Annotated in this window: 21 protein-coding genes; 9 read left to right on the forward strand and 12 right to left on the reverse strand. The window is 39.2% G+C overall.

Features of this window, described 5'->3' with window-relative positions; all coding sequences use genetic code 11:
• Nucleotides 1-9: 9 nt before the first annotated feature.
• From kdpB to ABLC00_RS11780, 6 genes are all read right to left on the reverse strand, one after another.
• Nucleotides 10-2049 (reverse strand): potassium-transporting ATPase subunit KdpB, encoded by a 2040-nt coding sequence (gene kdpB, locus ABLC00_RS11755; RefSeq protein ID WP_006580564.1) that lies wholly within the window; start codon nt 2047-2049, stop codon nt 10-12.
• Between the two features lie 8 nt (nt 2050-2057).
• Nucleotides 2058-3767, reverse strand: coding sequence for a potassium-transporting ATPase subunit KdpA (kdpA, locus tag ABLC00_RS11760; protein WP_004886505.1), 1710 nt, complete (start codon nt 3765-3767; stop codon nt 2058-2060).
• A gap of 258 nt (nt 3768-4025) precedes the next feature.
• Nucleotides 4026-4463: a 2-amino-4-hydroxy-6-hydroxymethyldihydropteridine diphosphokinase gene (locus ABLC00_RS11765; RefSeq protein ID WP_004886502.1), complete on the reverse strand. Its 438-nt coding sequence runs from the start codon at nt 4461-4463 to the stop codon at nt 4026-4028.
• Nucleotides 4420-4800 carry a dihydroneopterin aldolase gene (folB, locus tag ABLC00_RS11770; RefSeq protein WP_004886499.1) on the reverse strand — a complete coding sequence of 127 codons (381 nt, stop codon included), beginning with the start codon at nt 4798-4800 and terminating at the stop codon, nt 4420-4422. The genes ABLC00_RS11765 and folB overlap by 44 nt, the downstream gene beginning before the upstream one ends.
• Nucleotides 4801-4815: 15 nt before the next feature.
• Nucleotides 4816-6114 (reverse strand): AarF/ABC1/UbiB kinase family protein, encoded by a 1299-nt coding sequence (locus tag ABLC00_RS11775; protein WP_033846027.1) that lies wholly within the window; start codon nt 6112-6114, stop codon nt 4816-4818.
• A gap of 58 nt (nt 6115-6172) precedes the next feature.
• Nucleotides 6173-6949 (reverse strand): HesA/MoeB/ThiF family protein, encoded by a 777-nt coding sequence (locus tag ABLC00_RS11780; RefSeq protein WP_004886494.1) that lies wholly within the window; start codon nt 6947-6949, stop codon nt 6173-6175.
• Between the two features lie 169 nt (nt 6950-7118).
• Here ABLC00_RS11780 and ABLC00_RS11785 point away from each other — a divergent pair, with 169 nt between their 5' ends.
• Nucleotides 7119-7697 carry a flavin reductase family protein gene (locus tag ABLC00_RS11785; RefSeq protein ID WP_004886491.1) on the forward strand — a complete coding sequence of 193 codons (579 nt, stop codon included), beginning with the start codon at nt 7119-7121 and terminating at the stop codon, nt 7695-7697.
• 44 nt (nt 7698-7741) lie between these two features.
• Here ABLC00_RS11785 and ABLC00_RS11790 read toward each other — a convergent pair whose 3' ends face one another.
• The 3 genes from ABLC00_RS11790 to ABLC00_RS11800 form a co-directional block, all read right to left on the reverse strand.
• Nucleotides 7742-9385, reverse strand: a complete 1644-nt coding sequence (locus ABLC00_RS11790) for an AMP-binding protein (RefSeq protein WP_348941048.1) — start codon at nt 9383-9385, stop codon at nt 7742-7744.
• A 220-nt stretch (nt 9386-9605) separates the two neighbouring features.
• A complete protein-coding gene (locus ABLC00_RS11795) occupies nt 9606-10742 on the reverse strand; it encodes an acyl-CoA dehydrogenase family protein (RefSeq protein ID WP_004886485.1) in 1137 nt (378 codons plus the stop codon).
• Between the two features lie 18 nt (nt 10743-10760).
• Nucleotides 10761-11531, reverse strand: a complete 771-nt coding sequence (locus ABLC00_RS11800) for a 3-hydroxyacyl-CoA dehydrogenase (protein WP_348941046.1) — start codon at nt 11529-11531, stop codon at nt 10761-10763.
• A 166-nt stretch (nt 11532-11697) separates the two neighbouring features.
• On the opposite strand from ABLC00_RS11800, the gene ABLC00_RS11805 reads away from it, so the two are divergent.
• From ABLC00_RS11805 to ABLC00_RS11815, 3 genes are all read left to right on the forward strand, one after another.
• Entirely contained in the window at nt 11698-12723 is a 1026-nt protein-coding gene (locus ABLC00_RS11805) for an AraC family transcriptional regulator (RefSeq protein WP_002049325.1), read from the forward strand.
• A 242-nt stretch (nt 12724-12965) separates the two neighbouring features.
• Nucleotides 12966-13940 (forward strand): aliphatic sulfonate ABC transporter substrate-binding protein, encoded by a 975-nt coding sequence (locus ABLC00_RS11810; protein WP_049082645.1) that lies wholly within the window; start codon nt 12966-12968, stop codon nt 13938-13940.
• A 3-nt stretch (nt 13941-13943) separates the two neighbouring features.
• Complete coding sequence (locus tag ABLC00_RS11815; protein ID WP_033846030.1) at nt 13944-14783, forward strand: ABC transporter permease; 840 nt, start codon at nt 13944-13946, stop codon at nt 14781-14783.
• Nucleotides 14784-14785: 2 nt separating this feature from the next.
• Here ABLC00_RS11815 and prmC read toward each other — a convergent pair whose 3' ends face one another.
• The 3 genes from prmC to ABLC00_RS11830 all read right to left on the reverse strand — a co-directional run bounded on the left by prmC (nt 14786) and on the right by ABLC00_RS11830 (nt 17814).
• Entirely contained in the window at nt 14786-15601 is an 816-nt protein-coding gene (gene prmC, locus ABLC00_RS11820) for a peptide chain release factor N(5)-glutamine methyltransferase (RefSeq protein ID WP_004886473.1), read from the reverse strand.
• Nucleotides 15601-16689: a peptide chain release factor 1 gene (gene prfA / locus ABLC00_RS11825; protein ID WP_002049300.1), complete on the reverse strand. Its 1089-nt coding sequence runs from the start codon at nt 16687-16689 to the stop codon at nt 15601-15603. The genes prmC and prfA overlap by 1 nt, the downstream gene beginning before the upstream one ends.
• A gap of 285 nt (nt 16690-16974) precedes the next feature.
• Nucleotides 16975-17814, reverse strand: coding sequence for a type 1 glutamine amidotransferase domain-containing protein (locus tag ABLC00_RS11830; protein ID WP_004886471.1), 840 nt, complete (start codon nt 17812-17814; stop codon nt 16975-16977).
• Nucleotides 17815-17933: 119 nt separating this feature from the next.
• On the opposite strand from ABLC00_RS11830, the gene ABLC00_RS11835 reads away from it, so the two are divergent.
• From ABLC00_RS11835 to ABLC00_RS11855, 5 genes are all read left to right on the forward strand, one after another.
• Complete coding sequence (locus tag ABLC00_RS11835) at nt 17934-18851, forward strand: LysR family transcriptional regulator (RefSeq protein WP_004886468.1); 918 nt, start codon at nt 17934-17936, stop codon at nt 18849-18851.
• 187 nt (nt 18852-19038) lie between these two features.
• A complete protein-coding gene (locus ABLC00_RS11840; RefSeq protein WP_004708063.1) occupies nt 19039-19458 on the forward strand; it encodes a hypothetical protein in 420 nt (139 codons plus the stop codon).
• Nucleotides 19459-19693: 235 nt separating this feature from the next.
• Nucleotides 19694-20191 carry a hypothetical protein gene (locus tag ABLC00_RS11845; RefSeq protein WP_004708061.1) on the forward strand — a complete coding sequence of 166 codons (498 nt, stop codon included), beginning with the start codon at nt 19694-19696 and terminating at the stop codon, nt 20189-20191.
• A 134-nt stretch (nt 20192-20325) separates the two neighbouring features.
• A complete protein-coding gene (locus ABLC00_RS11850; protein WP_004886464.1) occupies nt 20326-21330 on the forward strand; it encodes an LLM class flavin-dependent oxidoreductase in 1005 nt (334 codons plus the stop codon).
• A gap of 149 nt (nt 21331-21479) precedes the next feature.
• Nucleotides 21480-22043, forward strand: coding sequence for a hypothetical protein (locus ABLC00_RS11855; RefSeq protein ID WP_004886460.1), 564 nt, complete (start codon nt 21480-21482; stop codon nt 22041-22043).
• The last annotated feature ends 7 nt before the right edge of the window (nt 22044-22050 follow it).

Consider the following 22050-nt stretch of genomic DNA (forward strand, 5'->3'; position numbering starts at 1 on the left):
AACTCCAGATTACAAACCAAATAATTGAACAATCACAACATCAATCGCTTTAATGGCAATGAATGGTAGAACCACACCGCCCACCCCATAAATCAACATATTTCGACGTAGTAACTGAGTTGCAGTTGAAGGTTTAAATTTCACGCCTCGGAGTGCGATTGGAATTAATAGCGGGATAATAATCGCGTTAAAAATTAATGCAGATAAAATCGCGCTATTTGGACTCGCCAAATGCATCACATTCAATACTTGCATTTGTGGAATCGCAGCAGCGAACAATGCAGGCAAAATGGCAAAGTATTTAGAGACGTCATTTGCTAACGAAAATGTTGTCAAAGCACCGCGGGTAATCAGTTGCTGTTTCCCAATCTCAACCACAGCAAGAAGTTTGGTTGGATCTGAGTCTAAATCAACCATGTTGCCGGCTTCTTTTGCAGCTTGTGTACCCGAGTTCATGGCTAAGCCAATATCGGCTTGTGCTAGTGCTGGGGCATCGTTGGTTCCATCACCAACCATCGCAACTAAACGACCTTGTTGTTGTTCGGTGCGAATACAAGCGAGTTTATCTTCTGGTTTTGCTTCGGCAATATAGTCATCTACACCCGCTTCAGCAGCAATCGCAGCAGCGGTTAATGGGTTATCACCTGTGACCATTACAGTTTTAATACCCATTTCTCTTAAACGAGCAAAACGTTCTTTAATACCGTGTTTAATTACATCAGAGAGTTCAATCACACCCAATACATGATGTTGATTTGCAACAACCAACGGTGTTGCCCCTTTTTTAGCAACTTGTTCAACACGTGCTTTTAACTCTAGATCTTGAGAATAATCTTCATCTACAAATTTCAAGATTGCATCTAAAGCACCTTTACGAATTTGCTCACCATTCGGTAAATTCACACCAGAAATTCGAGTCGATGCACTAAAAGAGATAAATTCGGCTTGCTCAGGTTCTTGCTGTTTTAAACCTTGTTCTTTTGCTAACTTAACAATCGATTTTCCTTCTGGTGTTGGGTCGGCAAGTGAACTTACCCAAGCAGCAGCTCTCAACTCCAACTCACTTACAGAAGTTAAAGGATAAAAAGAAGTCGCTTGACGGTCACCATAAGTAATGGTTCCTGTTTTATCGAGTAAAAGCACATCAATATCACCCGCAACTTCTACTGCTTTACCTGATTTCGCCAAAACATTGGCTTTGAGCGCGCGGTTCATACCCGCAATACCAATCGCAGGTAACAAGCCACCAATGGTTGTTGGAATTAAGCAGACCAACAGCGCAACGAGCACGACTGGATCAAGTTTAATATGCAAATAATGAGCAATAAACGGCAAGCTAATCACAACAATTAAGAAGGTAATTGTCATCACCATTAATAAGAAGCCAAGTGCAATCTCATTTGGTGTTTTTTGACGATTTGAACCTTCAACCAAAGCAATCATACGGTCTAAGAAGCTTTGACCAGATTCAGCAGTCACTTGCACAACAATACGATCTGTAAGAACTTTAGTCCCACCAATAACACCTGAACGGTCAGTTCCAGCTTCACGTAGCACAGGTGCAGACTCACCTGTAACAGCCGATTCATTAATGGTCGCAAAGCCTTCTACAATTTCACCGTCGGCTGGAACAAGCTCACCTGCATGAACTTCAATATAATCATTTAAATGAAGTTCGGTCGCTGCAACCTGAGTGGTTTGACGGTCTGTCAAAGAATTGAGTCTTCGAGCAGTCAAGTTTTCTCTCGCAGCACGTAATGAAGATGCCTGTCCACGACCTCTAGCCTCTGCAACTGCTTCAGCATAGTTAGCAAATAAAATCGTAATGAACAAAATTGCTGTGACGACCAAACCGAATACCAGTGTGGCATATCCCATTAAGGTACTTAGAGCAGTGATTACTGTTCCAAGCCATACAATTGCCATGACTGGATTTTTAATTGCATGCTGGGGTAGCAATTTTATAAAAGCATTTTTCCAAACTTCAAAACTTGGTACTGCCACAGTTGTTTTATGGCTATTTACATGAGTTTGTGTATTCATTTTCACTCGCCTCCTTAGCCTTTAACCAACAACAGTTGATCGGCAATTGGCCCAAGGACAAGAACTGGCATAAATTGTAATAAGGTAAGCAATACAACAATCGTAATCAGCGTTAAGGCAAAGGTTGGCGTTTCAACCTGAAGGCTACCTGTTGTTTCGGGTGCTTTTCTTTTTGCTGCTAAACGTGTCGCAATCATTAATGGCAAAATTAATGTCGGGAAGCGTCCTAAAAGAAGAGCAAGACTACAAGTGACATTCCACCATACGGTGTTGTCTCCAAGGCCTTCAAAACCTGAACCGTTATTAGCAAACGCAGAAACATATTCATAGAACACTTGGCTAATACCGTGTGGTCCAGGGTTTGTGATACCTGATAATCCCGGAATACTAAGACTCAAGGCTGTAAAAGCCAGAATAATAAGAGGCTGAATTAAGATAATAATCGCAAGTAACTTGATCTCTGCTGCTTCAATTTTGCGCCCAAACAATTCAGGTGTACGGCCTGTCATTAAGCCTGCAATAAATACAGCGAGTAACAGATAAATCATAAACTGTTGCAGACCACAGCCCACACCACCCCAAATGGCATTAATCAACATATTAATGAGTTCAACCAGCCCAGTAAGTGGCGCAGAAGAATCGTGCATCATATTGACCGAACCATTATTCACTTGTGTGGTCAGCGCAGCCCAAACTGCTGATGCTGCTGGTCCAAATCGTTGCTCTTTACCTTCCATTACTGCAATTTGAGATGCGGTCGATGACATACTTTCAGACCAGACAGCTGCTGCACCTGAAATAACCGACATTAAAAGCATGCTACCAAACACAAAATAGGCAAATTTTTTGCGTCGAGTAAAATGTCCCACCATAAAAACGACTGTAATTGGAATGAGTAAAATCGCTATCATTTCTAATAAATTAGATAGTGGCGTTGGATTTTCTAAAGGCACAGAACTATTTGGACCATACCAGCCGCCACCGTTACTACCCAATTGCTTAACAGCAACCATCGGTGCAACTGGACCTAATGGAATTTTTTGGGTTTGTACTGTATTCGCTTTATCAATAAGCTGTACTTCCGGTCCACCCTGAAAAGTTGCTGGCACGCCTTGGCTGTTAAGCAACAATGACCAAACAAAACAGAGTGGAAGCAAGAACCGGACTGTAGGGCGTATTACATCTGCCCAATAGTTACCAATTAAAATTTGATCTGGCTGTTCGGCAACATCGGCCGCAATATGGCTAGGACGTTGATAAAAGAAAGCTCTTAAGGTCGCAACAACTAAAGCTAGTCCCATCATTGGTGTGATGACTTGCAAACCTACAATACCTGTCATTTGCGACAAATAAGATAATTGAGCTTGACCAGAATAATGCTGTTGGTTGGTGTTGGTTAAAAATGAAATAACCGTGTGTAATGCTAAATCCCAGCTCATATTTGGTGCATGATTTGGGTTTAATGGCAGCCATGCTTGCGTCATAAAAATAGCAAAAACGGCTACAGCTAAAAAAATACAGCTAACAACAAATGCTAAAGAATATTGTTTCCAGTTCATTTGTTGTTGCGGAGATATACCTAACAAGCGATAGACAGGATTTTCAATCCAACGAAATAATCCATCGCCCACCATCGGCTGATTTGCCATCACTTTGGATAGATATTTACTGAGGCACCATGCTAGAAAAATAGCAATAAATAAAACAAGAATAAGTTCTAACATGGCTATTCTCCTCTATACCCCTTGGCTTGATTTGCCAAATTGGAAATAAGGAGAGATGAGCAGATATCATTTGTTTTTAGTCCGCATAAGACTATGCCAGACTGATGCAAGATGCGCATTTGAGAATTTATAAGCATCTTTATTGTCCTGAAGTAACACTAATTTAGTGGATTTCAGTATCGGTAAAATGCTCGTAAATTCTCTATTGAAGAAGTCAAAACCCGCGTAAAGTTTGCGTAAAATTTAGTTTGAAAGGCATTAAACTTTAAAATTAACGACTGGATAAAGTGTTCTATCAGCCTTTAAGGTCTCACAATGCCAAAGTTCATATAAAGGAATTTTTACATCGAGTGCTAACGGCAATTTTTTAGAATTAAATTGCATATTATCCAGATCATTTCCCCATGCAATCAAATCTACATCTAAAGAAATATGATGCGATGGTCGAACACGTCCAGAATCTGACTCAAGTTTCTTTAAAAAAGATTCAATTTGTTCAGACGATAAAGTACTTCTTAACAGACATGCTGAATTCCAGTAATCATCTCCAATACCATCTCGGCATGGAATTTGATAAACAGATGAAAACTGCACTTTCCCCAAAGTTGCTAATTGCGTATACGCAAAAGTAAAGTGCTGATCTGCGTCTAAATTACTCGCTAGGGCGAGCGCAAAAATTGTTTCGGGTGCGTTCAAGACGAATTCCTACAGCGTTTGCTTCTGCAATGATGGCTGGCTTACGGATGGTTATGGTAATTTTTTCAATTGTTGGAAAGGTTTCAAATAAACATTGCAAAACCAGATGAGCTGCGTGCTCGATTAATTCAGGTTTAGCTTGTTGAATGGTTTGAGCCGATAACTCACAAATCTGCGCATAGTTGAGTGTATCCTCAAGCTTGTCAGACGCTGCAGCTCGGCTCAAATCATTATGGATGGTTAAATCCAACATTAAAGGTTGAATGATTTGTCTTTCCCAGTTGAAACAGCCAATCACTGTATCAACCTTCAAGCCTTCAATAATAATGGCATCCATAAATTTAAACTGACCTTAGTGCTTTAACAACGAAGCAGGTTCCATATTTTGAACCATTTTCAAACGTTGGTCTGCATAAATATCAGTATATGGTGCGAGTACGCGCATAAAACGATCGAAATAAAGCATTTGCTTAAATAATAAGGCAAAATCTCGAGGGAATTTAATACCGTGGCGCTCACCTACACTCACCATATCCATCATAATGTCGTTTAAATCGGCAGGATTAGTAGACAGAATCTGCTGTGGATCGGCCATTAATACGCCATTAAACAAACGCTCTAAATCTTGAGCTAAAACCTGAACATCGACCTTGTTATGGGTCATACCCATTTTGAGCATATTTTCAGCCATAGCCTGATAATCAGTCTTTTGCAAAGCATCCATAAACGCGATACATGCTGTCCAGACTTCTGGTTTTAACTGACCCACAATACCGAAATCGATAAAACCAATTCGGCCATCTTCAAGCAACATTAGATTTCCAGCATGTAAGTCAGCGTGGAAACTCTTACAGAGCATAAGACTACCAAACCATGTATTCATGGCAGTAATGAGTACTTGTGACGGATCTTTAGCATATTGTTTCACGACACTAAAATCTGTCAAAGACACACCATATAAACGCTGCATGGTCAAAACACGGCGTGTAGAAAACTGATGATAAACTTTAGGGGCTGTCGCAGCTTGGTTTTGTGAAATATTTAAATATTCCACAAAGTCATCTAAGTTCTGGGCTTCTTCAATGAAATCGACTTCACGCACCATACGAGTTTTAATTTCATCAACAATGTCAGAAAGAGCAGCAAACTTGATTTTAGGGACTGCACGTTCAAGCAGCTTTGCAGCCCAATGCACCACATTTAAGTCAGTGTATAAAATAGTTTCTACGCCAGGTTTTTGTACTTTGATAACGACATCTTCACCTGTCGTTAGTTTAGCTGCGTGAACCTGAGCAATTGAAGCAGAAGCTAAAGGTTTTTCATCGATATAACTAAAAATCTCGCTTAAATCACGCCCTTCAAATTCAGAGGCAAGTACGCCTTGAATATAGCTAAATGGCAGAGTTGGAGTCTGATCCAAACAACCTTGAAATTCTTCTACATATTCACGCGGAAATAGCGATGGTGTACTCGCGATAAACTGACCAAGCTTAATATATGTTGAGCCAAGCGACTCAAAAGTCTCACGCATGAGTTTGGCATTACTTGGCTTATCAGTTGCGTACTTAATACCAGCTTTAGCCGCAACTACTGCGGTTTCACCGATACGGGCAACTGAGCGCAATCCATCAAATAAAATATTTTTTTTCATATTTCTTTAGAACCAGAATATTCGTCTCAAGTTTAGCAAATTTTGCTTTATTTGCTGATTAGCTTGCCTGACAAAGTGGACAATTTATATCTTTATCAAAATTAACAATACGTTGTGACATATTTAATCCGTCCCAAAGTAACAGTTTCTGTTTCAGAGGAGTGCGATTAAGCCCTAAATAAAGTAAAGTGTGATGTGCTTGTAATGACGCTATCATTACAGGAGTCGTTGCAAGCACTCCTGACTCTGCACAGCGAAGGCCTTCATTGTCATGCTGTTCTTTTGGAAATAAACATTCATAACAAGCTGAATCACCTTCAACCATAAACATTTGCGCCTGAAAGCCAATTGCAGAAGCACTAATTAATGCGACCTGATGCTTTTTACAAGCACTATTCACTAAATAGCGAGTTGTAAAGTTATCACAACCATCTAAAACGACGTCTTGGTGTTCAACAAGTCTATCAATGTTATGTTCGTCTAAACGTTCATTAAAGTATTCAACACAGATATAAGGGTTAATTTTCTGTAACCGTTTTGCTAGAACTTCAGCTTTATAATGACCAATATCTTCATGACCAAACGCAATTTGTCGTTGTAAATTACTTATCTCAATGGTATCTACATCAATGAGTGTAATTTTTCCAACTCCTGCTCGTGCAAGTAGTTCTGCACTGCTACAGCCTATGCCACCAGCACCCACAATCAGCACATTGGCAAGTTTGAGTTTTTCCTGAGCTTCAATATCCCATCCATCAAGTAAAATCTGACGGCTATAGAGATGCATTTCTTCATCACTTAACTCTACAAAATCGATATCTTGAAGCTCGGTCACACGTTAATCCTTTCACTTAGAAGCCAAGTGATTTTATGACTAAGTTCGTCATTAGGAAAGCTATAAAATGGAAACAACTTTTTTATTCAGTTAACTCCCCATTACATTACTTCTCACACGCTTTCTGCAACAATAGAACAATCCATTTTCTGTATTACTTAGGCTAAATATGTCCCAATCATATATTGCACCAGTAGAGTTAGAAAAAGCTTATCGTTTATTAAATCATGGTCCAACTGTGCTGGTTTCTGCACAACATGGTGACGACCGCAATGTAATGGCTGCCGCATGGGCATGTGCATTAGAGTTTAAACCTGCCAAAGTGTCTGTAGTTTTAGATAAAAGCACTAAAACCCGACAGCTTGTCGAGCAAAGTGGTTATTTCACACTACAAGTTCCTTGCTATGCACAGCTCAATATGACCAAACAACTTGGTACCATTAGTAAGTTGGATGACCCACAAAAACTTGAGCACTGCGGAGTTGAACTATTTTATCAAAAAGATCTGACCAGTCCGCTTGTATCAGGTTGTATCGCATGGCTGGTTTGTAAACTTATTCCTGAACCGCATAATCAGTCAGCTCATGATTTATTTATTGGCTCTGTTGTAGGTGCGTGGGTAGATAGTCGCGTTTTTAGAGATGGGCACTGGCATTTTCAGGATGCACCAAAAGAACTTCGTAGCCTGCACTATATTGCTGGTGGAACGTTTTATTTAATTGGTGAAGAAGTGAAAGCCGACCTCTAATATAAAAAATAAAGGGAAATATTTAAATATTTCCCTTTATTCCATTAACTCGCATAAGCTTGCTGCATTTTTGCAATTTCTTGCTGCTTCAATAATCCTCTTTGAATTTTTCCGCTCGTGGTTTTAGGTAGGCTATCCACAAACTCAATCTCTTTTGGATAAGCATGACGAGATAAACGGTTACGAACATATTGCTGTAACTTATCTTTTAATGTTTCACACGCTTGATAAGCAGGCTTAAGTACCACAAAAGCTTTGACTATTTCGGTTCGTTCCAGATCTGGCTTACCAATTACTGCTGACTCTAATACCGCCTCACAATCTAATAAAGTACTTTCAACATCGAATGGTCCAACTCTATAGCCCGATGTTGTAATGACATCGTCAGCACGCCCAACAAAATCAATACCGCCATGTTCATTTAAAGTGACCGTGTCACCAGTTAAATAATACTTACCAACAAAGGCTTTGCGATTATTGCCACCATAACCTTTAAACCACATTAATGGCGATTGCTCCGAGTCCATCGCCAAAATACCAACACCACCTGTTGGTAATTCTTGATAATTTTGGTCTAACACCGCAAAACGATGCCCAGGAATTGCAAAACCAGCTGAACCTACTTTTAATGGGTGCTCAAGCGCATGATGGTTCGCAATCACCATCCCTAGCTCAGTTTGGCCATATTGATCAAAAATATTAACCTCTAAATCTTGCTTAAACCAGTTCACAACCTCAGGAGTTAATGGCTCACCTGCACTGCTGACTACGCGTAAATGTTGTTTAATTGAAGGATCAAATTTTTCCTTAAATCCAAAAAACATACGAAATGCTGTTGGCGAACCGGTTAAATTACTTACTTTATACTTTTTAATTAGCTTAATTGCCTGATCTACATTAAACGAACGCTCATCCATAATAATGCTATGCCCCAAGCTTAAAGGGCCTGTAATGCCATAATACAAACCATACGCCCAGCCCGGATCTGCCAAATTCCAGAACATATCCTCTTCACGCAAATCGACAGCATGAGTCATATAACCTTTAAATGCCAAAATTGCTTTTAGTGGAACGGGTACAGACTTAGCAAGTCCAGTTGTGCCTGAGGTAAACATCATTAAAAAGTCATCTTCAAAGCTACGATTTACTGGCTCACATTGCTCAGAATAGCGCTGTAAAGATTGCCAAAAATCGAAGTCATACTCAGACAAAGGACCAGTCTGATGAACAGTGACAATAACCGGAACATTCAAGGTATTCAGTTTAGGGCGCTGTTCATCATTGGTCACAATCAATTTAGTTTGAGCAGTCGTAATACGGTGATCAATCGATTTTGCTTCAAAGGCAGTAAATAAAGGCTGATAAATAGCGCCTATGCGCCACGTTGCCAAAATTGTAATTAATAACTCAGGCGTTCTTGGTAGAAGTCCTGCAATACAATCTCCAGCTTGAATTCCTTGTGCTTTAAAGAAGTTAGCAAGTTTTCCAGAAAGCTCAGCAAGTTGTTCGAACGTATAGTGCTCTGTCTGTCCGTTTTTTCCTTCCCAAATAAGCGCTGTTTTATTTTTTCCTACATAAGGCTCACAGCACTCAACATAAGCATTTATTGCTTGGGGATGCCCAACAAGTTGCTCTTCAATGAGTTTTGCAAGATCAAATTGCTGATAAGCTTCTGCCAAAGTTTTCATGATGCTCACCTTCATTCCGTTGGATGATTGATTTTGTGTAAGACCACAAAATCTGTCCTGACTGTTATTGTTTTAGCTAAAGCTCGAAGAATATTTCTTCAACTTTTCCATCTATTTCAAATAAAACTAATAGCAAAAATGCATCATTTCAATTGCAAGAAGCCGCACATCATGTGCGGCTTCTTGCAGTTTTAAGTTTAAAAACTCAATGCGTTATGATCTAAACTTGAGCCACTTCACGAGCAATCACCAAACGTTGAATATCTGAAGCACCTTCATAAATCTGGCTTACACGAACATCACGATAAATTCTCTCCACAGGGAAATCACTGACGTAGCCATAACCGCCATGGATCTGGATTGCATCCGAACATACTCGCTCAGCCATAGTTGATGCAAAGAGTTTCGCCATTGAGGCTTCTTTTAAACAAGGTAGCCCCGCATCTTTTAAAGTTGCCGCGTGTAAAACTAGCTGATGTGCCGCTTCAATTTGGGTTGCCATATCGGCTAAACGAAAACCAACCGCCTGATGCTGAACCAGCTCTACACCGAAGGCCTTACGTTCATTTGCGTATTGGACAGCAGCATCAAAAGCAGCTCTTGCCATACCAACAGATTGAGCCGCAATACCAATACGACCAGCCGCTAAATTAGATAGCGCAATTTTATAACCTTCACCTTCTTGTCCCACCAAATTTTCTAAAGGAATCCGGCAGTCTTCAAGCGTAATGGTTGCGGTGTCCGAAGCATGTTGACCCATTTTGTCTTCAATACGAGTGACCAAGTAACCTTGTGTATTCGTAGGTACAAGAAAACACGAAATGCCTTTTTTGCCAGCCTGTTTATCTGTAACCGCAAACACCAAAGCCACTTGAGCATTTTTACCACTGGTAATAAATTGCTTTACACCATTGAGCACCCAATAGTCGCCATCTCGCTCAGCTTTACATAAAATCGCGCTCGCATCGGAACCGACATGTGGTTCAGTTAAACAAAAGCATCCTAGCCATTCACCAGAGGCAAATTTTGGCAAATAGGTTTGTTTTTGCTGCTCTGAACCGTATGCCAGTGTAATACCGCAAACCAATGAATTTTGAACACTTACGATTGTCGAAATGGCACCATCGCCTGCAGCAATTTCTTCAATTGCAAGCACCAAAGATACATAATCCATTCCAGCACCGCCCCATTCATCGGGCACAGTCATCCCCATTGCGCCTAGCGCACCTAAGTCTTTTAATTCCTGAGCCGGAAATTCATGGGTCTTATCACGATGTGCAGCAGTTGGTTTTAACTGATTTTGCGCATAGTTACGCATCATCTCCTGAACCATGCTTTGTTCAGCATTTAGAATCATTTCAACATCCTTATTTTATTATTTTGCTGCCATACGAATTGCACCATCTAAACGAATGACTTCACCATTTAAATATGAGTTTTCGGCAATATGGGCAACCAAACGAGCAAACTCTTCTGGTTTTCCTAAACGAGATGGATACGGAACCATTTGCCCCAAAGCATCTTGTACATTTTGTGGCATACCCTTAAGCATTGGAGTTTCCATAATTCCCGGTGCAATGGTCATAATACGAATGGCATGTCGCGCAAGCTCGCGAGCAATCGGCAAAGTCATCGCCACAATAGCGCCTTTTGATGCAGAATAAGCTGCTTGTCCAATTTGACCATCAAATGCCGCAACAGAAGCAGTGTTAACAATGACACCACGGTCCTCTTCACCTTCTCCAACCATGTTTTTACTCATTGCATCTGCTGCAAAACGCAGCATGTTAAATGTACCTGTGACATTAATATTTAAAGTCTTTGCAAATAATCCCAAGTCATGAACACCCTCACGGCCAACTACTTTTGCAGAAGGGCCAATACCTGCACAGTTCACCAAACCATGCAAATGACCATGTTTAACCAATACATCTTTAAAGAACTGTTCAGCAGCAACTTCATCGGTTACATCAAGTTTTACAAAGTCAGCTTCTGGTCCTAATTGTTTCGCCTGCTGCTCACCTGCTTCTACATTCATGTCAACCAACTTGACTGAGGCACCTTGCTTTACCAAATACTCAGCAGTTGCAGCGCCTAAACCAGAGCCGCCACCTGTAATCACAAAATGTTTTCCTTGAATTTTCATTATGTAACGTCCTATAGAAATGTTCTTTAACCTTAGTAGTGAGAGTAAAAGTTGTTTTTTTCCGATACAATTTCAAAAAACCTCAAAATGCTTGCAGCTTTTGATCAATCCAAATTTTGAATATGAAATATTTCACTTGAAATACGTAAAAAAATGAGTCTTTGACATGGTTGTCCAATCTTCTTTAAGTAAAGGAACAATTTCGATTGCACTGGTACATGAAGCATTAAGTGCGGCTTATGCCAAAGGGCTAAATACTCAAATTATTTTGAATAAAGCTGGTATTCCTACTGAATTACTCATGACATCCAAAGCGCGTGTTCCAGTAGCAACGTATGCACAATTATGGATAGAACTTGCCAATGCCATGAACGACGAGTTTTTTGGTATGGATAGCCACCCTATGCGCCGTGGCAGCTATAAATTACTTACAAAACTCGTCAGTACGGCTGAAACTTTAGAAAAGGCTCTCTACGATATTTTGAATTTTTTTAATTTTGTGCTTGATGATATTCGTGGAGAGTTAATTCGAGAACAAGAAAAAGCTTATTTGGTCATTCGTGATCGTGAACAACCTAAACGTATGTTTACTTACGCAACCTTTTTAATGTTAGTACATGGGCTTATGTGTTGGCTGGTAGATCAACGAATTGGCTTAAACCGTATTACGGTACGTTGTCCAAAACCGAACGATATTCAAGATTATTTGGTACGCTTTTGTGAAGATATACAATTTAATGCCGAGACAAATCAGATTGAATTTGATGCCCACTATTTAGATATTAAAATTAAAAAAGATAAAAAAGCGCTTTATGATTTTTTAGAACAAACTCCGCAAAATCTTTTAGTTCGCTTTAAAAATGAAAATGCCTTGAGCGTTCTTATTCGTCGTCATTTATTAAAGCTTCACCCTGCTCAATGGCCCGAACTCAAAGATGTGGCACAGCAACTCAATATTTCTGAAGCTACTGTTCAACGTCGCCTCAAACATGAAGGGGTGAGTTATCAACAAATTAAAAATGAAATTCGTTGTGATATTGCGATTGAACGCTTAAGCAAAAGTAATGATTCAATACAAGACATTAGTGAAGACCTAAATTTCCACGACCCAAGTGCTTTTCACCGTGCTTTTAAAAAATGGACAGGTGTTAGCCCCGGTGCTTATCGAGATAATTTAACCACACACAAGTAATAAAAATGGACTTAACGAAGCTTGAGTTCTAGACTTAAACTTATGATATTTATGTATTTTAAATTCAATATTTTAGATAAATGCATCATTCAAAGCTTAATAATATTCATAAAAACAGAGATTTATAATTTTATTCAAACTTTTATCTTTCAAACTGATTTACAAATCAAAAGAACTAAGTTTATAGACCACTCAACACGTGAAAGGATGATCCATTATTTTATTTCGGTTCTATTTTTATCATGTCTTTAAAATCAAAATTTTCTCTACCAAAGACTTTATTAGCATCAACATTGGGGTTCGTATTTGCTTCATCTACTTTTGCAGCAATTCCGACTACACTTAAACTTGATTACGCTTACTACGCACCGACCAGTTTGGTGGTAAAAGATCAAAAACTTCTCGAAAAAGCACTACCCAATACCCAAATTAAATGGGTTTTTAGTCAAGGTAGTAATCGTTCATTAGAATATCTCAACAGTAATAGTATCGATTTTGCTTCTACTGCTGGATTGGCTGCGGTATTAAGCCGAGCGAATGGTAGTCCAATTAAAACTGTTTATGTACAAAGCCAACCGGAATGGACCGCCCTTGTTATCGCAAAAAACTCACCAATTAAAAGCCTAAAAGATTTAAAAGGTAAGAAAATTGCAGCTACTAAAGGAACAGATCCTTTCTTATTTACACTACAAGCATTAGAAACCGTAGGCTTAAGTAAACGCGATGTACAATTGGTTCATTTACAACACCCAGACGGTAAAACTGCATTAGAGCATGGTCAAGTAGATGCTTGGGCTGGACTTGATCCATTAATGGCTTCAGCTCAAATTCAATCGGGCGCGAAATTACTTTATCGTAATGTAGCTTTTAATAGTTATAGTGTATTGAGCGTTAAAGAAGACTTTGCAAAGCAAAGTCCTGAAGCGGTAGAAGCTGTGATTAAAGCCTACGAACAAGCTAGAAAATGGGCAAAAGCCAATCCAGATAAAGTAGCAGCACTTTTAGCACAAGAATCCAAACTCCCTCTACCTGTGGCTAAACTACAACTGAGCCGGACCAACTTTGATCAAAGCATCCCATCAGCAACTCAAGCACAAGCACTAAAACGTTCTGGGAAAATTTTGACTGAAGAAGACTTGGTCAGAAAAAGCACCAATGTCAATCAAGTGGTTGATCAGTTATTAGATCCACGTTTTGCTCAAAAAGTCGTGAAATAGTATATGAGTGATTCACGTAACAAAGCTGAGCTAAATCATTTAATAGCTCAGCAGGCTTTAAAATCTCAGAAAAAGCATCTAAACAACAAATTTACACGGTGGTTTAAAGCGCTACTCATTCCACTCATTTTTTTAGTGGGTTGTGAGTTTTTAGTCAGAAATGGCTATATCAATACTTATCTGCTCCCTGCACCTTCGAGTTTATGGCAATCTTTTTTAGATTTAGCTCATAGCGACCTATTTGCCCATATTTATATTAGTACATGGCGTGTTCTATTCGGCTTTATTATAGGAAGTGGTTTAGGTTTAATTTTTGCGATTTGGGTTGGATTAAGTAAAGAGGCAGAAGCATATTTAGAACCAACTTTTTCAGCAATTAAATCGATCCCAAGTCTTGCTTGGATTCCATTGTTATTGCTTTGGTTAGGAATTGACGAAGGTTCGAAAATTACGCTTATTGCAATTGGAGCATTTTTTCCAACCTATACCAATACCGTTGCAGCAATTCATAATGTAGATAAAAAGCTCATTGAAGTTGGAAAAGTTTATCGGCTCAATGCTTTTCAACGTGTTTTATCTATTATTTTACCAGCAGCATCTCCGGGCATTTTAACGGGTTTACGTAACAGCTTAAGCTTATCGTGGATGTTTATGATTGCAGCTGAACTGATTGCAGCCACTCAAGGGATTGGTTATTTACTCAGTGATGGCCGAGAAACGTCTCGGCCTGATATCGTTATCATTGCAATTATTTTATTGGCACTATTGGGTAAAATAACCGATAGCTTAATGAAACTTATAGAAAACTGGTTATTACGTTGGCGTGATACGCTACAAAAATAACTTTAAATCCAGCGTGCCAAAGTGACTCGATCATTTTGGCCATAATCTTGAATGGTTTTTATCTCACTAAAACCATGCTCTGTGAAAATGCCTCGAACAGCTTGCCCCTGATCATAACCATGTTCAAGTACAATCCACCCTTGAGGTTTTAACCAGTTTTTCCCTTGAGCAATAATAATTTCAATATCAGCCAATCCCTGATGGTCTGCAACCAATGCACGGCGTGGTTCTGTTGCCAAAGCTTGCATGTGTTCGTCTTCTGGGTCAATGTAGGGCGGATTAGAAACAATTAAATCAAATTGTTGTGGCTCTAATGCTTCAAACCAAGCACCACAAGCAAATTTCACATGATATAAGCCGTGTGTTTGTGCATTTTCTTTTGCAATGTTTAAAGTAGGTGCGTAAATATCAGTTGCTGTGACGAACCAGTCTGGACGTTCACTCGCTAACGCAAGTGCAATTGCACCTGTTCCCGTTCCCAAATCAACAATGTTTGCTTTGTTTGGCAAATTTAGATTTAAAACAGTTTCAACTAAAACCTCAGTATCAGGTCGTGGTACTAAAGTATCTGACGTTACTTTTAAATCAAGCGTCCAAAATGGCTGTGAACCTGTCACATAGGCTAAAGGTTCACCATTTTGAATACGCTCAAGACCAGCCAAGTAGTCTTGCTCTTGCTGAGCCGTTAACTCTTGCTCAAGTCTGAACTTTAATTCGAGTGAATTGATTTTTAGAAAATGCTCAAGCAACCAAGCATTTTCTTGTCGTTCATAACTGTCAGGCTCACCACGAATTGCAAGCGCTTGAGCAATATTCATTAGCCGCCATTTTCCTGTGCAAGCATCGCAAGCTGATCTGCCTGATATTCACGATGTAAGCTATCGAGCAATTCAGTTAAATCACCTTCCATAATGGCATCTAACTTATATAAAGTTAGGTTAATACGGTGATCCGTCATACGCCCTTGTGGGTAGTTATAAGTACGGATACGTTCAGAACGGTCACCAGAACCGACCAAATCACGGCGCATTTCAGAAGTCGCTGCATCAGCCGCTGCACGTTTAGCATTTTCTAAACGTGATACTAACAATGCCATCGCTTTAGCTTTGTTCTTATGCTGTGAACGTTCTTCTTGACACTCAACGACTGTACCCGTTGGAATGTGAGTAATACGTACTGCCGAATCGGTTTTGTTAATGTGCTGACCACCCGCACCTGACGCACGGTAAGTATCAATACGTAAATCTGCCGGATTAATTTCAACGTTAGTATCAACGTCAATTTCGGGCAGAATTGCCACTGTACAAGCCGATGTATGCACACGACCTTGTGATTCAGTTGCTGGCACACGTTGTACACGATGCGCGCCACTTTCAAACTTCAAACGTCCATATACGCCATCACCATCTACACGGCAAATGACTTCCTTAAAGCCGCCATGCTCGCCTTCATTTTCAGAAAGGACTTCAATACGCCAACCTTGTGTCTCGGCATACTTGCTGTACATGCGGAACAAATCGCCTGAGAAAATTGCAGCTTCATCACCGCCCGTCCCTGCACGAATTTCTAAATATGCAGCATTAGAGTCATTTGGATCTTTTGGAATCATCAAAATATTGAGCTGGCTTTCTAATTCTTCAAGCAATGCTTTATTTGCTTGAATTTCTTCTTCTGCCATATCTTTAAAGTCGGGGTCCGACTTCATCATTTCAGCAGTTTCAATATCTTCTTCTGCTTGACGGTATTTGCCCCAAACTTCGGTAATTTCAGTTAAATCACTATGTTCACGAGACAGTTTACGGAAACGTTTGTTATCGGAAATCACTTCTGCATCTGCAAGCAATGCGGTAAGTTCTTCATGACGATCACAGAGTTGATCAAGACGTAAACGGAGTGACGCTTTCATAAGAGGAAATATCTCAAAAGTCCAAAAAACTTATCTAGATAAATATAAGAAGATAAGCCAAATCATAAAAATAGCGCATAGTTTACAGTTTATGCCGATTAAATGACATATGTAATCCTTTAAATCGTTAACTTTCCAAAGCCATAAGGATGAATAAATCTAATGATTCCAGAGGAGATTTATTCATCAATCTAAGATTTTCTTTTATTGAAAACAAATAACTCGCTTTTTTAAATCCATATAATAAAAGAGACTTTATTTATAAAGCCTCTTTATCGTTTATAGTTATTTTAATTTTTCTAATAAAGTTTTACCGACAAGAACAGCCGAAGCTGGATTTTGTCCAGTAATAAGCTCACGATCCACCACTACATTTGGCGACCAAGCTTTCGTATTGCTTTGATATTTTGCTCCAAGTGACTCTAAAGCAGTTTGTGGATAGAACTTCATTTCACCGCCTTTTAATAAGCCCTTCGCTTGCTCTTCTTCTTGATTGCTAATTACCGTCATCCGGTAGTTTTTATAAATCCATTCGCCAGTTTTGACTGTTCTAATTTGTTCAAGTTGCTTAACAGCTTCCGCAGCATGAGGTAAAGTTGACATCAGAGCTATAGGCCCATGACAAACCAAGGCTGTAGGCTTTCCTGCATTATGAAAAGCGTTAAGAACTTTACCAAGCTGTTTATCTTTTAACAGGTCTTGCATAGGCGCATGCCCACCCGGAATATATATGGCATCAAATTGATCTATACCAATTTGCTCAATACGCGCCAGACTTACAACTGGAGAGTCTTTAGGTGAAGTTAACTTTAGATCATGTAATAAACCAGCATATTGTTTTAATACTTTTTCATCTTGGTTAAAGTACATTGCACTATTTGAAGATTCATCTAACGTTGGAGCTTTCCCTTTTGGGGTGGCAAACGTTACGGTGTGCCCCGCATCTAAAAGCATTTTTGTAGGCTGCATCAATTCGTTAAGATAAAATCCCGTTTTAAAAACATGATTATTTTTTAGCTCTAGCTGATCTTCATCTGACAATACAACAAGTACATGAGCTGCATTTACACTTAATGCTGCCGAAGCTGTAATCACTGCAAACATTATTTGATTCAACATCTTCATTATTTAACCTTCATTCCAAGCATTTGCTGGATTTATAACTAGGATGTATATATTCTATTTTTACCCCAAAGGTAGAAAAACAACTAAGTTTGCAAATCTTTTTTGCGTTTGAGGACAAAATGTCTCGACAATTTGATCATCTTGCCGATGTCGAAATCTTTTTAATTGTGGCTGAGAAGCTTTCAATTAGTACTGCTGCAATTGATTTATCTACCACACCTTCGGTGGTTAGTAGAACAATTACAAGACTCGAGAAAAAACTCGGTATACAGCTTTTTAGAAGAACCACACGCCATTTAAGTCTGACTGAAGCTGGTCAGCTTTACTATGAAAAAATGCAACATGCTTTTCAGTTAATTGACCATGCAGAACGCTTGGTTCAAGGTGAACAACTACAAATTTCTGGAAAAATTAAAATAAGTGTTCCTACCACTTATGGGCATTATCGTTTACCCCCTTTATTAGAAAAATTTCTTCTGCAATATCCTGATATTCAGATTGAAGTCAGTATTTCTAATCGTAACGTTGATTTAATTGCTGAAGGTTTTGATTTAGCTATTCGTCAAGGACAACTACCTAACAGCACCCTTATTGCCAGACCTTTAGAGCACGCACCTTTAAAACTTGTTGCCTCACCTGCTTATTTGAAGCGCATGGGTATTCCCAAAAATTTGGATGAATTAAATCATCATCAATGCATTGCCTTTGAGTTACCGAGTAATGGTAAGGTCACTCCGTGGTTCTTTAAAGATATAGATATAGATCAAGAAATTCAGTGGATACCGACAAATCGAATTTTAGTAAAAGAAGATATTCTAGGAGTAGTATCTCTTGCTGAAAATGGTTTAGGAATATGCCAGAGTTACGAATTTATCGTTAATGAAAAAATTCAACAAGGAAAATTACAACCTCTACTTGAAACATACGCAGGTCATACCCGTCCCTTTTCTTTACTGTATGCGCAACATAAACATATGTCTTCTGCCACAAGAGCTTTTATTGATTTTTTATGTTCAACTCATTGTAAATATACTTAAGAATATGAAATGAGAATCACTTTTTTCTATGTGGATATTAGATATTCTATTTTAATAGAAAACATACAAAGAAGACACTAAACTCTAATAATAGGATGATGGTTCTCCACATTTGAAGAGAAGTGTTTTGTTACATTTGCTGTAACGAAAGATATAAGGTCCTGTAACTTGGGACATGGAGTAAATGATGAAATTAAATGCTTTATTATGTAGTGCTGTTTTGGCTACTTCTATGATGACTGTAGCACATGCAGACAATACAACTCATGTAGCAGCTGCTTCTGCTTTAGGTAGTGTTGCTGGTACTGCTATTGGTAAAAGCATGGGTGGTACATCTGGTGCAACAATTGGTGCTGCTTTAGGTGGTGCTGGTGGTGCAGCAGTTGCAAGTGATCGTCGTCACCGTACAGAATCTGCAATTGGCGGTGGTTTAGGCGGTGGTGCTGGCTATACTGTTGGTAAAAGCATGGGTGGTACAAATGGCGGTTATATCGGTGCTGCGTTAGGTGCTGCGGGTGGTGGTGCTTTAGGTAATAAAATTGCTAAAGACCGTGATTATGATCGATCTTCTAAACACTGGAAGAAAAAACACCGTCATCACCACTAATTTTAGTGATGTAATTAATTTAAAAACACCTTCGGGTGTTTTTTTATGATTACCCTTCTGTCAAATACATATGTCGTGCTCATGATTTATTCACATCTTAATAGAAACAATACAAAGCAGACACAAAACTATCGTATCAGCATGAGCCTTCTCCATAATTTTCACGAAATTTTTAATTACATTTAGCTCAAGATATAAAGATTGCTCTTTAGCAAAATGAGCATGGAGTTCCAAAATGAAAATGAATATTTGGTTAGCAAGTGCATTAATCGCAACAACCTCTATGGTGTCAGTTGCACATGCAGATAATGGTACCCGTGTAGCGGCAACTTCTGCTCTAGGTAGTGTAGTAGGTACTGCAATCGGTAAAAGTATCGGTGGTACATCTGGCGCAACAATTGGTGCTGCTTTAGGTGGTGCTGGTGGTGCGGCAGCTGCAAGTGACCGTCGTAACCGTACAGAAGCGGCAATTGGTGGTGCTTTAGGTGGCGGCGCTGGTTATACCGTTGGTAAAAACATGGGTGGTACAAATGGTGGATACATCGGTGCAGCAGTGGGTGCAGCTGGTGGTTCTGCTTTAGGTCGTAAAGTTGGCCAAGATCGTAACTATGATGAACGTTATGACCGTCGATACGATCGTCGTTATGATCGTGATGACCGCCGCTATTACAATGATCGCGCTTATTATCGTCATGATAATGGCTTACACCGTGGTTGGTATAAACACCACTAATTGGTACACAGATATTAAAAAGCACCCTAGCGGTGCTTTTTAATTTGGGAGTGAAATTTATATCGAAAAAAACCGATATACATCACCCCATTTATATCGTATTATTTCGATATAACGTTTTTTGAGAATATCGCATGCGATCACTTCAAGACACCAAATTTTCAATTTTGGAACTTGCTCCCATACGTGATGATAAAACAATCGAGTTTTCATTACGTCATGCATTAGAGCTCGCCCAACATGCAGAAAAATTAGGTTATGACCGTTTTTGGCTTGCAGAACATCATAATATGGATGGAATTGCGAGTTCAGCAACAGCTGTTTTACTTGGTTTTATCGCGGCTCATACCCAGCGCATTCGTTTAGGTTCAGGTGGTATCATGCTACCAAACCATGCACCATTAGTGGTTGCAGAACAATTCGGTACGTTAGCAACCTTATATCCAAATCGTATTGAGTTAGGTTTAGGTCGTGCTCCAGGCACAGATCAAGTCACTATGCGTGCCTTACGTCGCGGGCATCAGGAAACGGAAGATCAGTTTCCTAGAGATGTTGTTGAGATTTTGCAATATTTTAAAGCACCTCAACCCGGCCAAAGAATTATTGCCACTCCAGGACAAAATACTCAAGTGCCTGTCTGGTTATTAGGTTCAAGCTTATTTAGTGCGCAATTGGCTGCGAAACTAGGATTACCCTATTCATTTGCATCGCATTTTGCACCACGCATGCTTGGTCAAGCGATTGAGCTTTATCGTGAAAATTTCGAACCTTCTGAATATTTAGACAAGCCTTATGTTTCCATGGGTGTACCTGTTGTGGTTGCAAATACGGATGAAGAAGCTCAGTTCTTGGCAACAAGTGCCTATCAACGTGTATTAGGATTAATCCGTGGTGAAAGTTTAAAACTTAAACCGCCAGTTACATCGATGCAGGGTCTATGGAACACAGCAGAACAGCTTTCTGTTGAAAATTTCTATACGATGGCCCAAATCGGCTCAACTGAAACAGTACGCTCAGGCTTAGAAAAGCTTTTAGCTACTTATGAAGTCGATGAGTTTATTTTTACTTGTGATGTCTATGATACTAATAAACGTTTAGAGAGCTTTACTCGATTAATGCAACTAAAATCAGCCAACTAGAACATACTCTGAATATCTCATGCTTGAGTCTATAGCAGGCATGAGATAACCACCTATCTGAAAATACTTTACCCAGCCCTCTTGCTTGGTTATTTATATTAAAACGATAAAAAATCATCATAAATGAAAACCAAAAGGACTTTTGGAAAATGAGTATTGAACTTAAAAATAATGTTGCCAAATCAACTACTTTTCAAAATGCAGTTCAGGATTTTGACGCCTTTACTGGTCAAATTCTTTTATCAAATACAATTAAAGAAAATGATTTTTCAAATTTAAATGTAGCGATTATTGGAACAGATCAGGAAACGGTAACGCACTTAGAAAAAATCTGCCAACAAGCAAAATTTGTAACTGTATTTCAAATTACGCCGCATTTTATTTTGCCTCATAGTCAAATCGGCATACACCGTCTCATTACCCACCCGCTTATTGCTAAAAATAGGAGGTTATTTAACAATCGTGTAAAAAGTATCTTAGCTCTACGTTTTCTTGAAACTCAAGTCAATGAAACATGGCTCAAACGTCTTTTGACACCTAATACGGCAAAAGCCAATAAAACATTTTTTAAATCTGATAGCTACTATGCTGCGCTGCAAAGACCAAATTGCAAACTACAAACTTGGCCAATTGTAAAAGTTACCGCTACAGCCATTTATAGTATGGATGGTACTCAACGCCCTGTAGATATCATTATTAGAACTACACCTTAAAAATAAA

The organism is Acinetobacter nosocomialis (assembly GCF_041021905.1).
Lineage (GTDB): Bacteria > Pseudomonadota > Gammaproteobacteria > Pseudomonadales > Moraxellaceae > Acinetobacter > Acinetobacter nosocomialis.